This window comes from Kitasatospora sp. NPDC024654 (genome assembly GCF_055559155.1).
In genome coordinates, this window is record NZ_JBVHLF010000047.1 from 51686 (window position 1) to 65024 (window position 13339).

Genomic DNA, 13339 nt, shown 5'->3' on the forward strand with positions numbered 1-13339 from the left:
TCTCACAGAACTGAGAGCCATGTATCGCACCGCCCTGCGCAATGTGCTGGCCCACAAGGCCCGGCTGCTGATGACCACCCTCGCCGTGCTGCTCGGCACCGCCTTCGTGGCCGGCACGCTGGTCTTCACCGACACCCTCGGCAGCGCCCTGAAGTCGCAGAACGCCAAGAGCTACACCGACATCGCCGTCACGGTCGCCGACAACTCCGCGGTGACCACCGGCTACGACCGCGCCGGCAGCGCCCAGAGCAACGTGCACCTCACCGAGGCGCTGCGGCAGAAGATCGCCACGCTGCCCGGGGCCGCCCAGGCCCGCGGTGTGGTGAGCGGCTTCGCCGGCATCGCCGACCGCAAGGGCTCGCTGATCGGCGACGGCTTCTCCACCACCGGCACCAACTTCGTGCCGGGCCCGGACGGCCAGGACCCGCGCTACCCGCTGGTCGAGGGCCGCGGCCCGACCGGTCCGGGTGAGGTCGCGCTGGACGCCCACACCGCCCAGAAGGGCGGCTTCAAGGTCGGCGACACCGTGCGGGTGGCCGTCAACGGCCCGGTGATGCAGCTGAGGCTCACCGGCATCCTGCGCACCAACGACCCGCGGATCTCGGCCGGCGGCTCGCTCGCCGCGTTCGACACCGCCACCGCGCAGAAGCTCTACCTCGCCCCGGGCCAGTACAACGAGATCGACGTCCAGGGCGCGCCGGGCGCGGACGCCGACGCGCTGCTGGCGCGGCTCAACAGCACGCTGCCGAGCGGCGGTGACTTCAGCGCGCAGACCGGCAAGCAGCTGGAGGCCGACCAGCAGCAGCAGATCACCCAGGCCACCAAGGGCCTGAGCAAGGCGCTGCTGGTCTTCGCCGGGATCGCGCTCTTCGTCGGCGTCTTCATCATCGCCAACACCTTCACCATGCTGGTCGCCCAGCGCACCAAGGAGCTGGCCCTGCTGCGCGCGGTCGGCGCCGCCCGCCGGCAGGTCACCCTCTCGGTGCTGGCCGAGGCGCTGCTGGTCGGCGCGTTCGCCTCGGTGGCCGGTCTGGCCGCCGGGACCGGGATCGCGGCCGGCTTCCGCGCGCTGCTGAACGGGCCGATGGACGCCGGTCTGCCGGACGGCCCGCTGGTGATCTCCCCGACCACCGTGCTGACCTCGGTCGCGGTCGGCGTGCTGGTGACCGTGCTGGCCGCCTGGCTGCCCGCGGTCCGGGCCTCCCGGATCCCCCCGGTGGCCGCGATGAGCAGCGGCGACCAGCCCGCCACCCAGAAGAGCCTGCGGCTGCGCAACACCGTCGGCATCGTGCTCGTACTGTTCGGGGCGGCCGTGATGGCCGAGGGGACGGCCGGCAAGGCCGCCATGACGGTCGGCTTCGGCGCCGCCGCCACCCTGCTCGGCGTCTTCGTGCTCACCCCGCTGCTGGCCCGCCCGCTGATCGCGCTCGCCGGTCCGGCGCTCTCCCGGCTCTTCGGCACGCCGGGCAAGCTGGCCCGGGAGAACGCGCTGCGCAACCCGCGCCGCACCGCCGCCACCGCCTCCGCGCTGACCATCGGCGTCACCCTGATCACCGCGCTGACCGTGGTCGGCGCCTCGGTCAACCACGCCGTGGACACGTCGAGTTCGACCGACCGGAAGGCCGACTACACGGTCTCGATGGCGAACTTCTCGATGCTCGCCCCCGAGGTCGGCACCGAGATCGCCAAGGCGCCCGGGGTGGCCGCCAGCAGCGTGCTGCGCAGCGTGGCCCTACAGGTCGGCGACTCCGCGAAGAGCGGCTCCACGGACAGCGGCACTGACGACGGTCCGCAGTACCGCTGGGCCACCGGCGTGGACCCGGCCACCATCGGCCAGCTCGCCACGCTGACCGTCCGGGCCGGCTCGCTGGACGCCCTCCAGCAGGGCCAGGTGCTGCTGGACGAGAACTACGCCAAGCAGTCCGGCCTCGGGGTGGGCAGCACGGTCTCCTTCGGCTACCCGGACGGCACGCCCGGCAAGCTGGTGGTCGGCGGCGTGCTCGCCGACAGCACCCTGTTCTCCGACATCCTCGCGCCGGACGCCGTGATCGCCCCGCACGACAACGGGCACGGCCCGGACCAGGTGCTGGTCAAGGGTGTCGACGGACCGACCGGCACACTGCGGCAGGCGCTCAAGGACGCCACCGGCGGCAACCCGCTGATCTCGGTCAAGGACCAGCAGGACATCCGCGACGAGTCCCGCGAGATGGTCACCGCGGCGCTCAACATCATGTACGGGCTGCTCGGGATGTCCGTGGTGATCGCGGTGCTCGGCGTCGTCAACACCATGGCGATGTCGGTCTTCGAGCGGCGCCGGGAGATCGGCATGCTGCGCGCGGTCGGCCTGGACCGTCGCGGGGTCAAGCGGATGGTCCGGCTGGAGTCGCTGCTGATCGCGCTGCTCGGCGGGGTGCTCGGGGTGCTGCTGGGCGTCCTGATCGCCTGGGCCGGCACCGGCACCCTCGACATGAAGGGGCTCAGCATGGTGGTCCCGCCGCTGCCGATCGCCGGCTTCCTGCTGGCCGCCGTGCTGGTCGGGCTGCTGGCCGCGGTCTGGCCGGCCCGCCGAGCGGCCCGGCTGGACATCCTGGACAGCATCAGGACCAGCTGACGGATGATCAGTACCGTGTGGCCCGCCCCGGATTCGGGGCGGGCCACACGGCGTTCCGGGATCGAACGATCCCACCGGATCACCGCTCGGTCCGGCCCGGACGCCCCGGACGACCTGGACGGCGACCCGCTCGGGCAAACCCGGCCCTGGGCTGACAGCGTCCGGGGCACTGTGCAAAGCTGCACACTTGTGCGGCTCGCCGCGCACCCGCACCTGGGGGGACCTGTCGCATGACGCAGTCACAGCAACCCGCGGGCCGGCCGGTCGCCGGCCCGATACCCGCCGACCCGGTACCCGCCGAGCAGCTTCCGGACCGACGGTGGCTGCCGGCCCTGGTCACGCTGCTGGGCCTGCTGCTCGCCGCCCTGGTGCTGCGGCCCACCGGCAGGCTGCTGACCAGCAGCGCCCACCCGCCGATCGGCTCGTTCGGCCTGGACCTGCTGCTCGGCGTCGGCTGGCTGGTGCTGGCCGGCCGGTTCGCCGCCCGCTACCGCGACGAGGTCCGTCACCTGGACGGCCCCACTCCGCGGGCCGAGCGGCTGCGCGCGGCGGCGCGGCTGCTGCTGCCGGCCGGCGCGGTGCTGGTGCCGCTGCTGATGGCGGTCTCCAACCACCAGTCCGGTACCGACAAGCCGGTGAGCAACGTCCCCGTACCGGAGCTGCCCATGGGCGGGGACTCGCAGCCGGGCCCCGGGCCGGACGGCCCTCCGCACCGTACGCCGACCCACTGGCTCGCGGTCCTGGCCGAGTTGCTCGTCTACCTGGTCGAGTTCGCGCTGCTGGTCGGGGTGGTGGTCGGCGCGGTCCTCGCGGTGCGCTACCTGCGTTCGCTGGACCGGCCGGCGCCGGGCGGTCCGGTCATCGTCCGGACCGACCCCGACGAGGCGCTGGCCGAGGCCGTCGAGTCCGGACGGCGGGCGCTGCGCGGCGGCGACGCCCGGGCCGCGGTGATCGCCTGCTACGCGGCGATGGAGGAGTCACTCGGCCGGTCCGGGATCGCCCGGCGGATCGCCGACAGCCCCACCGACCTGCTGGAGCGCGCGGTGACCGGCGGCGCGGTCGGGGCGGCCGAGACCCGCACCCTGACCGGGCTCTTCCGGGAGGCCCGCTACTCCAGCCACCCGATGGACGAGGGCCACGTCGCCGCCGCCCGGGCGGCGCTGGACTCGATCGCGGCCGCCCTGGCCGAGCGGGTCGCGGAGCAGACCACCGAGCCGGCCACGGCGGTGGCCCGATGAGCCGCCGCGCACTGCCCCTCCCCGACCGGGCACGGGCCGCCGAGCGCCCGCCGATCGAACCCGGCTCGGTCCGGCACACCCTGATCGAACTGCTCGGCAGCGCCGCGGTCGGCGAGCTGCTGCTCGGGCTGGTCGGCGGCCTGCCCGCGGCCGGCACCGGCGCCGTGCTGTTCACCGTCGCCGGCCTGGTCACCGCCCGCTACGTGGGCGGAGGCGGCTCCGAGGACAGCACCTCGCGCCGCCGGACCCGGCTGCTGGCCGGCCGGGAGCCGGGCCTCGGCGACTGGTACTGGACCATCCGCAACGGGCTGGAGGAGGACGGCTACCTCCACCCACTCCGCCCCCAGCTGCAACGGCTCTACGCCGCACGGCTCTCCGAGACGCACGGCGTCTCGCTCTTCACCGAGCCGGCACGGGCCGCGGCCCTGGTCGGCCCGGAGCTCTGGCCCTGGCTCGACCCCGGACGACCCGCGCCGCGGAACACCGTCCCGCCGGAGGTGCTCGCCGCCCTGACCGACCGCCTGGACGAGCTGTAGCCGCCCGGCCCGCGCTCGCACGTATCCATCGAACGCCCCGAACGTACGGAGAACCATGACCGTCCCGCAGGCCGCCGAGACCGCGGCCGTCCTGACCCCGCAGCAGGCCGGAAAGCGCGCCCGCGAGGTGCTCGACGAGATCGGCCGCGCCGTGGTCGGCAAGCCCGGGGCGCTGGAGCTGGTGATGCTCGGCGTGCTGGCCGGCGGTCACGTGCTGATCGAGGACCTGCCCGGGCTCGGCAAGACCCTGCTGGCCCGCTCCTTCGCCACCACACTCGGCCTGGACTTCCGGCGGATCCAGTTCACCCCCGACCTGCTCCCCTCGGACGTCTCCGGCGCGCCCTTCTACGACCAGCGCAGCGGCGAGATGGTGTTCCGCCCCGGCCCGCTCTTCACCCAGCTGCTGCTGGCCGACGAGATCAACCGCACCCCGCCGAAGACCCAGGCCGCGCTGCTGGAGGCGATGGCCGAGTCGCAGGTCTCGGTGGACGGCACCACGCACCGGCTGCCGCAGCCGTTCGTGGTGATCGCCACCGCCAACCCCATTGAGTACGAGGGCACTTACTCGCTCCCCGAGGCGCAGCTGGACCGCTTCCTGCTGCGGGTGCGGATGGGCTACCTCGCCACCGAGCTGGAGGCCTCGATGCTGCGCGCCCGGATCGACCGGGCGGCCCCCGAGGCGGTGCTGGAGGCACTCAGCAGCCCGGCCGAACTGCTGGCCATGCGGGCCGCGTTGGAGCAGGTCGAGGTCGAGGACGACCTGGTCGACTACATCGTCGCACTGGTCGACGCGACCCGGCGCGACCCGCAGATCGAGGTCGGCGCCTCGCCGCGCGGCGGCCTTGCCCTGGTCCAACTAGCCCGTGCCCGAGCGGTGTTGGACGGTCGCGACTACCTCACCCCGGAGGACGTGAAGTCCGTCGCGGTCCCGGCGCTGGCCCACCGGGTGACCCTGAAGCCGGAGTTGTGGGTCCGCCAAGTCTCCGCCGATCACGTGCTGGCTCGACTGGTGGAGTCGGTGCCGACGCCGGGGACCCTGCCGCGGCCGGCCGCGCAGCCGTGACCCCCGAGCCGGACCCGCTGCGGTCCCTGGACGCGGGCCTGACCACCGGACACAGCACCGTGCAGGCACCCGCCGCCCGCCCGGCGCACGTACGGCGCACGTACGGTCGGCGCGGCGGCGCGGTGGACGACGCGACGCACGACGGCCCGCCGAGCCCCCCGCCACCGGACTGGCGGGTCAGCGACCGGGCGCTGCGGCTGCTCACCGTGGCGGCCGCGGCCGCGGCGGCGGCGCTGGTCACCGGTCACGCCTGGCTACTGGCCCTGGCCGCCGGCCCGGCCGTGCTGCTGGCGCTGGCCGCCCCCGGGCACGGCCGGCCGCACCGGCTCTCCGTCGAGGCGACCGCCGGACCGCGCCGCTGCTTCGAGGACGAAACGGTGACGGCCCGGATCACGGTGCGGCACGACGGCGTGGTCGGCCTGCTCGACCCGAGGCTCTCGCCGGGCCCCGGCGTGCTGCTGGAGTCGGTGACGGTGGCCGGCGACACCGCCGTCCTGGAGCTGCGGGCCACCCGCTGGGGGCGCTGGACGCTCGGCACGGTCGACCTGGACCTCTACGACAGCGGCGGGCTGGCCCGCCGCACGGTCCGGGCCGAACTGGGCGAGGTGGAGGTCTTCCCGTTGCCGACCCGGGCCGGGCTGACCCCGATCCCGGTCCGGCTGCCCGAGCGGCTGGGCGAGCACACCACCCGGCAGAGCGGCGAGGGGGTGGAGGTGGTCGGGGTGCGCCCGTACGTCTGGGGCGAGCGGCAGCGGCGGATCCACTGGCCGTCCACCACCCGGCGCGGCTCGATCCAGATCAACCAGTTCGCCGCCGAGCGGACCGCCGACGCGGTCGTGCTGCTGGACGCGCTGGGCGACTTCCGCGACCCGGTGACCGGCAGTTCGACGCTGGACGAGTCGCTGCGCGCGGCGAGCGGCCTGACCCGCGCCTATCTGAAGCGACACGACCGGGTCGGGCTGGTCTCGGTGGGCGGCACGCTGCGCTGGCTGCGGGCCGACTCCGGCGACCGGCAGTTCTACCGGATCGTCGGGAGCGTGCTGGAGGTGCGCAAGGACCTCGGCCAGCGCACCGCGGACCTGCGCCGGCTGCCGCCGCCGGCGCTGCCCGGGCACGCGCTGGTGTACGCCTTCACGCCGCTGGCCGACCAGCGGATCCTCGACCTGCTCGCCCAGCTCGCCGACCGCGGCAACCCCCTGGTCGTGGTGGAGCTGCCGACCGGCGACCCGTACGTCGAACCCGACGACGCCACCGGGCAGGTGGCGCTGCGGCTGTGGCGCGCGGACCGGCGGGCGATGCGCTTCGCGCTGCGGAACCGCGGCATCCCGGTGGTCACCCACACCCCCGGCGAGGCGCTGGACCTGACCCTCGCCCCGCTGACGCGCGGCCGGATCCACGGACGGAGCCGATGACCAACTCCCCCACCTCCCAGGCGCGTTCCCGGGAGCGGCTGGACCGTGCGGTGGCTCGCTTCCTGGGCATCGCGCTGCTGGTCGCCGCCTGCGACCCGGCCGGGCACACCAGCGGCGGCCTGCCGGTCCCGCTGGCCGCGGCCGGCTTCGCCTGGTGGGCCGCGCCGCCGGTCACCGCGCGACCGGTGGTCGGCCGCCGGGCGAACGGCCTCGCCGGGCTGGGCGACCGGCTGGCCCGGCACCGCAACACGGTAGTGGCCACCGCCGCCGTGCTGCTGGCCGCGGTGAACCACCCGCCGGCCTGGCTCGCGGCCGGGACCACCGCCCTGCTGCTCGGCTACCTGCTGCTGGTCGACGCCCGGGGTGTCGGGCACCGGCCGGCCGGGCCGCTGCCCGCGCTGGCGGCCTGCGGTGCCGCCGCCCTGGTTCTGCTCGCCGCGCTCGCGCCCACCGGGACGTCCTCCTGGGCCCGACCGGGGGCCGCGCTCGGCGTGGCGGTGGCCGCCCTCGGAGTGGGGATCACGCTGTGGACCCGACGGCCGGAACCACCGCGGGAACGCCGGAAGCCCGCCGGTCCCTCCTGATCGGGAGGGACCGGCGGGCTTCCGGCCGCCCTCAGCGGGCCAGCCGCCCGAGCAGCGCGGAGGCCGAGGTGATGCCCAGCGCGGCGGCGAGGGCCAGCACCGCGAAGTCCATCGGCAGGTGGGCGTGGGTGCCGATGAGCAGCCCGCGCAACGCGTCCACCTGGTAGCTGAGCGGGTTGATCTTGCTGATCGCCTGCAGCCAGCCCGGCATCAGCGCGACCGGGTAGAGCGCGTTGGAGCCGAAGAAGAGCGGCATGGTGATGGCCTGGCCGATGCCCATCAGCCGGTCGCGGGTGAGCACGATCCCGGCGATCGTCATCGACAGGCAGGAGAAGAACGCCGAACCGAGCACCACGACCACCGCCACGCCCAGCAGCCGCAACGGGTTCCAGGTCAGCGCGACGCCCAGCAGGGCGGCGATCAGCACCACCACGACGGCCTGGATCACCGCCTTGACACCGGCCGCGAAGGCCTTGCCGGTCACCAGCGCGGCCCGCGGGGTCGGGGTGACCAGCAGCTTGGTCAGCACCCCGGAGTCCCGCTCCCAGATGATCATGATGCCGTAGAAGATCGCGATGAACATCGCGGACTGGGCGATGATCCCCGGCGCCAGGAAGTCGAGGTACGGGACGTTGCCGGTCGGGATGGCGTGCAGCCGGGTGAAGGTCTCGCCGAAGATCAGCAGCCAGAGGGCCGGCTGGACGGCGCGGGTGTACAGCTCGGTCCGGTCGTGGCGGAGCTTCTGCAGCTCCACCGTGCACATCGCGAACACCCGGGCGGGGACCAACTGCCAGCCGGTACGGGCGCTGGGCGGGGTCAGCAGCATCGGGTAACGCGGGCCGGACTCGCCGGCGCCGCGGTCAGCCGACGCGGGAAGCGGTTCGACGGGTACGGCGGACATCGCCGAACCCTCCTTCCTGTCCGTTGGAATGGTCGAGGCCGCTGCCGGCGAAGTGTCGGAACACGTCGTCCAGCGTCGGCTGCTCCTGGTGCGGGTCCTCTTCGCGGACCTGCTGCTTGAGCTGTTCCGGGGTGCCGAGCGCGCGGATGGTGCCGCGGTGCATCAGCGCCAGGCGGTCGCAGTACTGGTCCGCCTCGTCCATGTAGTGGGTGGTGACCAGGACGGTCATCCCGGTGGCGGCGCGCACCTCGTCGATGCACTCCCAGACGCTGGTCCGGGCGATCGGGTCGAGGCCGATGGTCGGCTCGTCCAGCACCAGCAGCCGGGGGGCGCTGACCAGCGCCTGGGCCAGCTCCAGCCGGCGGACCATGCCGCCCGAGTAGGTGCTGACCAGGCGGTCCGCGACATCGGCCAGGTCGACCGCGGCGAGCGCCTGGGCGACCCGCTCGGCCCGCTCCCGGTGCGAGACGTCGAAGACCCGGGCGAACAGCGAGACGTTCTCCCGGCCGGTCAGCCCGCCGTCGGCGGAGAGCTGCTGGGGAACGTAGCCGAGCAGCCGGCGGACCTCCATCCGGCGCCGGGCGGTGTCGTTGCCGAAGACCTGCACCATGCCGACCGGCACCGGCAGCAGGGTGGTGATCGCACGGATGGTGGTGGTCTTGCCGGCGCCGTTCGGGCCGAGCAGCCCGAACACCTCACCGGTGTGGACATCCAGGTCGATTCCGGCAACGGCCCTGGTCTGCCCGAAGCTGTACTCCAGCCCCCGGCAGCTCACGGCCTCGCCCGGCGCATGCGTGTGGTCGTCGTCCGCCATCAGCCCTCGCCCTCCTCGTACTCGGCTTCGCACTCACTCCCGAATCCAGCCTCGAACTCGCCCTCGTCCCTGGCGAGTTGCGGCGGGACACTGCGCAGCGCCACCGGCCCGGCGCCGGGCTCCGGTTCACGCAGCCCGTCCGCGAGCAGGCGCAGCGCCGGCAGCGCGGCGGCCAGTGCCGCCCGTTCCGCGGCCGGGAGTTGGGCCACCTGCTCGCTGAACAACGCCTCGCGACTGGCCTGCCAGGCGGCCAACCGGGCGGCCGCCTCCGGCGTCGGCAGCAGCCGCGCGGCCCGCCGGTCCGTCGGGTCCACCTCACGGCGCAACAGGCCGATCCGGACCAACTGGTTGACCAGGGTGGACACCGAATTGCCCGCCAGGCACAGCTCCTTGGCCGCCACCGACACCCGGATCCCCGGAGTCACCGACACCAACCGCAACAACTCGACCTGCGCCCCTCGCAACCGCGGCATGGTCAACCCCTGCCGCAGCCGCCGCCGCGCCAGCCGCGGTATCCCGACCAGCAGGTCGGCGAGCTCGTCGGTGAACTCCGTTCCAGTCATACGGTAATTTTAGCTCTCTTTAAGAGCTATCTGTCCAGCCCTCCCCGGCCACCGGCTTCAGCCGACCCCGGGCGCCGCCCGCATACCGACTGGTCGCGGGCCAGGCCTACGGCGGACCGGAGGCGTCGGAGGCCGACGACCCGACGGACTGGCGGACGGGCGGACGGGCGGACAGGCTCGGCCGGACACCCCCGGCACTCCGGTACCCCCGGCGGCCTAGGCGACCAGCGCGCGCTCCCAGTGCTGGGTGTCGGCGTACTCGCGCATGCTGACGATCCTCCCGGCGCGGACGGTGAAGACGCCGATGTTGTTCTCGCGGTACGCCCGGCCGGTCCGGCCGGTCGCCCAGGAGTCCCACTCCACCAGCACCTGCTCGCCCTCGCCGAAGACGTTGGTCACCCGGATCCCGATCTCCCGCTCGGGGTCGAGGTGGGCGAAGGCGGTCGCCAGGAAGCCGTCGATCACCTGGTCCCGGCCCTGCCAGGTGCCCGAGATCGGCAGGTCGCCGCCATACCAGCAGCTGCCGTCCTCGGCCCAGGAGTCCCGGACGACCTGCTGGTCACCGGCCGCCAGCGCCGCGAAGTAGCGCCGCACCACGTCACGCGGCTCGGTGACGGTGGCGGTGGTCTCGGTGGCGGTGCTCTCGGTGGCGGTCATGGGGTGGCCCGTCCTTCTCTCGTCGGTCTCGGGCGCTCCCCGCGCCCAGGACCAAGTCAAGCCGGAGACCGGGGCCCGACCAAGGCGCGGTCCGCGCCGACAACGATCAGGAATCGTGATCGTCGCTGGTCCGGACCATGCCGACGAGTCGACTGCCAGCCGCGGCGGGGAGCGGCCCGGGGCCCGTGTAGCAGTGCACGTCGACGGTCTCCCCCGGCACCCAGCTCTCCCGGACCGTCTCCAGTCGCCGCCACCCGAGGCTTTCGTAGAGGGCGACCGCCGCGGTGCCGCCGGCGGCCACGTCCAGCACCGGGTGCAGCCCCCAGCGGCGGGCCTGCGCGACGGCGGTGTCCAGCAGCCGGGCGCCCAGCCCGTGGCCGACGATCCGGGTCGGGCCGCCGGCACCGCCCGGACCACCCGGCGCCTCGGCCACCCAGGCGGCGAGCAGGTCGGAGTCAGACAACCAGCGGGCCGGGTCGGCGGGCCAGAGCACGAGGTAGGCGTCGACCCGGTGCACCTCTTCGAGCGCCGCCACACAGCCAGGGAGGTGCTCGGAGCCCCGCCGCCGAACCCTGGGACCGCCCGTCATCCGCTCCCCCTCGCCACTCGCCGCCGTCCCGTGATTCTCGCTAGCCGCGCAGTGCGAGGTCCAGCAGCCCCGGGAACCGGGCGTCGAACTCGGCGCGACGCAGCCGGTTGACCCGCTTCGCACCGCGATCCCGCTGCTCGATCAGGCCGGCCGCCCGCAGCACCGCGAAGTGGTGGCTCAGCGCCGCCTTGCCGACCGGGACGTCGAAGGTCCCGCAGGCCCGATCCCAGTCCGGCGAGCCGTCCAGCTCACGGACGATCCGCAGCCGCACCGGGTCGGCCAGCGCCGCCAGCGCCGCCTGGACCGGGACCTCGTCGGGGTGGGTGTGCTCCGGCTCCACACGATGGCTCATCAGCCCGGTTCTCCTCTCCGTCTCTCACCCCTGGCCGTCTGCCCTTGCCAAGTGTTCGATCAAATCCATACACTCAAAGTGTTCGCTTTCCATTGAACATCTTACCGACGGACGGGCAGGGTGGCAGTCATGCGCGCAATCGTGGTGGAACGGCTCGGCGGTCCCGAGGTCCTGACCGTGGGCGACCTCGTCGTCCCCGCACCGGGCCCGGGTCAGGTGACCATCGATGTCGCGTACGCCGGCGTCAACTTCGCGGAGGTGAAGCAGCGTTCCACCGGCTACTTGCTGAAGTCGCTGCCGTTCCAGCCGGGACTGGAGGTGTCCGGGTGGGTCCGGGCCGTCGGCGCCGGGGTCACCGGGCTCGCCCCCGGCCAGGAGGTCGCCGCGCTGACCGGGTCCGGCGGGTACGCGGAGGTCGCGATCGCCGACGCGGCCACCGTCTTCGCCGTCCCGGCCGGCCTCTCGCTGCGCACCGCCGCCACCCTGCCCACCGTGCTGCCCACCGCGCACGCCCTGCTGCACGAGACCGGACGGCTGCGCGCGGGCGAGAGCGTGCTGGTCCAGGCCGCGGCGGGCGGCGTCGGCACGGTGGTCGGCCAGCTCGCCCGACTGGCCGGCGCGGGGGCGGTGTACGGCGTGGTGTCGCGTCCGGACAAGGTCGAGCACGCCCGGGCGTCCGGCTACGACGAGGTGTTCGTCGGCGACGACTTCGCGGACGGCGTCCGGCGGGCCACCGGCGGGCGCGGCGTCGACCTGGCCCTCGACCCGGTGGGCGACGACACCTTCCGGCGGAGCCTGGCGGCCCTCGCGCCGTTCGGCCGGCTGGTCGCGTTCGGCAACGCCAGCGGCGCACCGGCCTGGCAGGTCGGCCTGACCGACCTGTGGCCCGGCCGCTCGGTCACCGGCTTCTCGATCCTCACCCTCGCCCGCACCGCCCCGGAGCTGCTGCGTTCCCTGGCCACCACGGCCTTCGCGCTGGTCGCCGACGGTTCGGTGCGCCTCCCGATCAGCGCCGAGTACCCGCTCGCCGAGGCCGCCGAGGCGCACCGGCGGATCGAGAGCCGGACGACCACGGGCAAGCTGGTGCTGCGGGTGACCGGGAACTGACAGGCCGGCGGCCCGGAACCGGACGGCGGCGCCCGGCGATCTCCCCACCATGACCGAGATCGCCGGCACCGCCGTCCGGTTCGTCCTCACTCAGGTGGAGTTTGGTCGTGAACCCACCGCGCGAGTGGCCAAGGCCCTCGCCTCCCGCACCACCTCCGCCAGACGGGCGACGAGGCTCTGCCACGGTGTCTCGTCCTGGTGTTCTGCCGGCCCAGCCCACTTCGGGGCAAGGGCTGGTGGCGGATCGATGCGGGCTCCGGCCGCGTGCTGGTGGACCCGCACGATGGTGGAGTCGACGGAGATCTCCCCGTCGATGTCGCCGGCCGCGTCCGCTCCCGCCTGGACTCGCTGGAGCAGACGCTCCCAGGTCCCGTCGGCCGGCCACAGCCGGTGGCGTTCGTAGACCGTCTTCCACGGCCCGAACCGCTCGGGCGGGTCATGCCAGCGCACACCGGTCCGCACCCGGTGCAGAATCCCGTCGATCACCTGCCGGTGGTCCCGCCAACGGCCACAACGCCTGTTGCCAACCGGCAGGCACGGCCGTAGCCGTTCCCACTCGGCATCCGTCAGATCACCCCGCCCCATGCCCGGACCAACCACCCGGACCGGCGATAGTCACATGATCGACCGGACAAGCTCCAGGCGGGGTCCGACCGATCACAGGGCCCAGCCGGGCCGTTGCCCGGCCCGATCGGCGCCCGCGGGAGCGAGGAACGCGAGGGGCCCGGGGGGGGGGGGGGGGGGGGGGGGGGGGGGGGGGGGGGAGGGGGGGGAAGGGGGGGGGGGGGGGGGGGGGGGGGGGGGGGGGGGGGGGGGTTGGGGGGGGGGGGGGGGGGGGGGGGGGGGGGGGGGGGGGGGGGGGGGGGGGGGGGGGGGGGGGGGGGGGGGGGGGGGGGGGGGGGGGGGGGGGGG

At 74.4% G+C, this 13339-nt stretch carries 12 protein-coding genes and 2 pseudogenes; 7 read left to right on the plus strand and 7 right to left on the minus strand.

The genetic code is table 11. From position 1 onward, the window contains the following. The first annotated feature begins 19 nt into the window (after nucleotides 1-19). From ACZ38L_RS25185 to ACZ38L_RS25210, 6 genes are all read left to right on the plus strand, one after another. Nucleotides 20-2611 (plus strand): ABC transporter permease, encoded by a 2592-nt coding sequence (locus ACZ38L_RS25185; RefSeq protein ID WP_465697341.1) that lies wholly within the window; start codon nucleotides 20-22, stop codon nucleotides 2609-2611. A 230-nt stretch (nucleotides 2612-2841) separates the two neighbouring features. Next, nucleotides 2842-3849, plus strand: a complete 1008-nt coding sequence (locus tag ACZ38L_RS25190) for a DUF4129 domain-containing protein (RefSeq protein ID WP_465697343.1) — start codon at nucleotides 2842-2844, stop codon at nucleotides 3847-3849. Next, nucleotides 3846-4385 (plus strand): hypothetical protein, encoded by a 540-nt coding sequence (locus tag ACZ38L_RS25195; RefSeq protein WP_465697345.1) that lies wholly within the window; start codon nucleotides 3846-3848, stop codon nucleotides 4383-4385. Before ACZ38L_RS25190 ends, ACZ38L_RS25195 begins: the two co-directional genes overlap by 4 nt. A 55-nt stretch (nucleotides 4386-4440) precedes the next feature. Beyond that, complete coding sequence (locus ACZ38L_RS25200) at nucleotides 4441-5448, plus strand: AAA family ATPase (RefSeq protein WP_396562453.1); 1008 nt, start codon at nucleotides 4441-4443, stop codon at nucleotides 5446-5448. Then, on the plus strand, nucleotides 5445-6860 hold the full coding sequence (locus ACZ38L_RS25205; protein WP_465697347.1) for a DUF58 domain-containing protein: 1416 nt from the start codon (nucleotides 5445-5447) through the stop codon (nucleotides 6858-6860). Before ACZ38L_RS25200 ends, ACZ38L_RS25205 begins: the two co-directional genes overlap by 4 nt. Then, nucleotides 6857-7444 carry a hypothetical protein gene (locus ACZ38L_RS25210; protein ID WP_465697349.1) on the plus strand — a complete coding sequence of 196 codons (588 nt, stop codon included), beginning with the start codon at nucleotides 6857-6859 and terminating at the stop codon, nucleotides 7442-7444. Before ACZ38L_RS25205 ends, ACZ38L_RS25210 begins: the two co-directional genes overlap by 4 nt. Nucleotides 7445-7475: 31 nt before the next feature. Here ACZ38L_RS25210 and ACZ38L_RS25215 read toward each other — a convergent pair whose 3' ends face one another. The 6 genes and pseudogenes from ACZ38L_RS25215 to ACZ38L_RS25240 form a co-directional block, all read right to left on the minus strand. Then, complete coding sequence (locus ACZ38L_RS25215; RefSeq protein WP_465697351.1) at nucleotides 7476-8345, minus strand: ABC transporter permease; 870 nt, start codon at nucleotides 8343-8345, stop codon at nucleotides 7476-7478. Next, a complete protein-coding gene (locus ACZ38L_RS25220) occupies nucleotides 8305-9159 on the minus strand; it encodes an ATP-binding cassette domain-containing protein (protein WP_465697353.1) in 855 nt (284 codons plus the stop codon). The genes ACZ38L_RS25215 and ACZ38L_RS25220 overlap by 41 nt, the downstream gene beginning before the upstream one ends. 116 nt (nucleotides 9160-9275) lie before the next feature. Beyond that, a pseudogene (locus tag ACZ38L_RS25225) lies at nucleotides 9276-9722 on the minus strand (MarR family winged helix-turn-helix transcriptional regulator); the annotation flags it as partial. Between the two features lie 216 nt (nucleotides 9723-9938). Continuing rightward, the gene (locus tag ACZ38L_RS25230) at nucleotides 9939-10379 is read right to left on the minus strand and encodes a nuclear transport factor 2 family protein (protein ID WP_465697355.1); all 441 of its coding nucleotides are present in this window, start codon (nucleotides 10377-10379) and stop codon (nucleotides 9939-9941) included. 106 nt (nucleotides 10380-10485) lie between these two features. Continuing rightward, the gene (locus tag ACZ38L_RS25235; RefSeq protein WP_465697357.1) at nucleotides 10486-10914 is read right to left on the minus strand and encodes a GNAT family N-acetyltransferase; all 429 of its coding nucleotides are present in this window, start codon (nucleotides 10912-10914) and stop codon (nucleotides 10486-10488) included. 94 nt (nucleotides 10915-11008) lie between these two features. After that, entirely contained in the window at nucleotides 11009-11320 is a 312-nt protein-coding gene (locus ACZ38L_RS25240) for an ArsR/SmtB family transcription factor (RefSeq protein WP_396562466.1), read from the minus strand. A 129-nt stretch (nucleotides 11321-11449) separates the two neighbouring features. Between ACZ38L_RS25240 and ACZ38L_RS25245 the strand changes: the two genes are divergently transcribed. Next, a complete protein-coding gene (locus tag ACZ38L_RS25245; RefSeq protein ID WP_465697359.1) occupies nucleotides 11450-12427 on the plus strand; it encodes a quinone oxidoreductase family protein in 978 nt (325 codons plus the stop codon). 88 nt (nucleotides 12428-12515) lie between these two features. Here ACZ38L_RS25245 and ACZ38L_RS25250 read toward each other — a convergent pair. After that, nucleotides 12516-13012 (minus strand): annotated as a pseudogene (locus tag ACZ38L_RS25250) (IS5 family transposase); the annotation flags it as partial. Nucleotides 13013-13339: the final 327 nt, after the last annotated feature.

Excerpts from the sequence above, each read along its gene's own strand:
- ACZ38L_RS25185 (WP_465697341.1), top strand. The coding sequence starts at position 20 with ATGTATCGCACCGCCCTGCGCAATGTGCTGGCCCACAAGGCCCGGCTG.
- ACZ38L_RS25190 (WP_465697343.1), top strand. The coding sequence starts at position 2,842 with ATGACGCAGTCACAGCAACCCGCGGGCCGGCCGGTCGCCGGCCCGATA.
- ACZ38L_RS25195 (WP_465697345.1), top strand. The coding sequence starts at position 3,846 with ATGAGCCGCCGCGCACTGCCCCTCCCCGACCGGGCACGGGCCGCCGAG.
- ACZ38L_RS25200 (WP_396562453.1), top strand. The coding sequence starts at position 4,441 with ATGACCGTCCCGCAGGCCGCCGAGACCGCGGCCGTCCTGACCCCGCAG.
- ACZ38L_RS25210 (WP_465697349.1), top strand. The coding sequence starts at position 6,857 with ATGACCAACTCCCCCACCTCCCAGGCGCGTTCCCGGGAGCGGCTGGAC.
- ACZ38L_RS25215 (WP_465697351.1), bottom strand. The coding sequence starts at position 8,345 with ATGTCCGCCGTACCCGTCGAACCGCTTCCCGCGTCGGCTGACCGCGGC.
- ACZ38L_RS25220 (WP_465697353.1), bottom strand. The coding sequence starts at position 9,159 with ATGGCGGACGACGACCACACGCATGCGCCGGGCGAGGCCGTGAGCTGC.
- ACZ38L_RS25230 (WP_465697355.1), bottom strand. The coding sequence starts at position 10,379 with ATGACCGCCACCGAGAGCACCGCCACCGAGACCACCGCCACCGTCACC.
- ACZ38L_RS25240 (WP_396562466.1), bottom strand. The coding sequence starts at position 11,320 with ATGAGCCATCGTGTGGAGCCGGAGCACACCCACCCCGACGAGGTCCCG.
- ACZ38L_RS25245 (WP_465697359.1), top strand. The coding sequence starts at position 11,450 with ATGCGCGCAATCGTGGTGGAACGGCTCGGCGGTCCCGAGGTCCTGACC.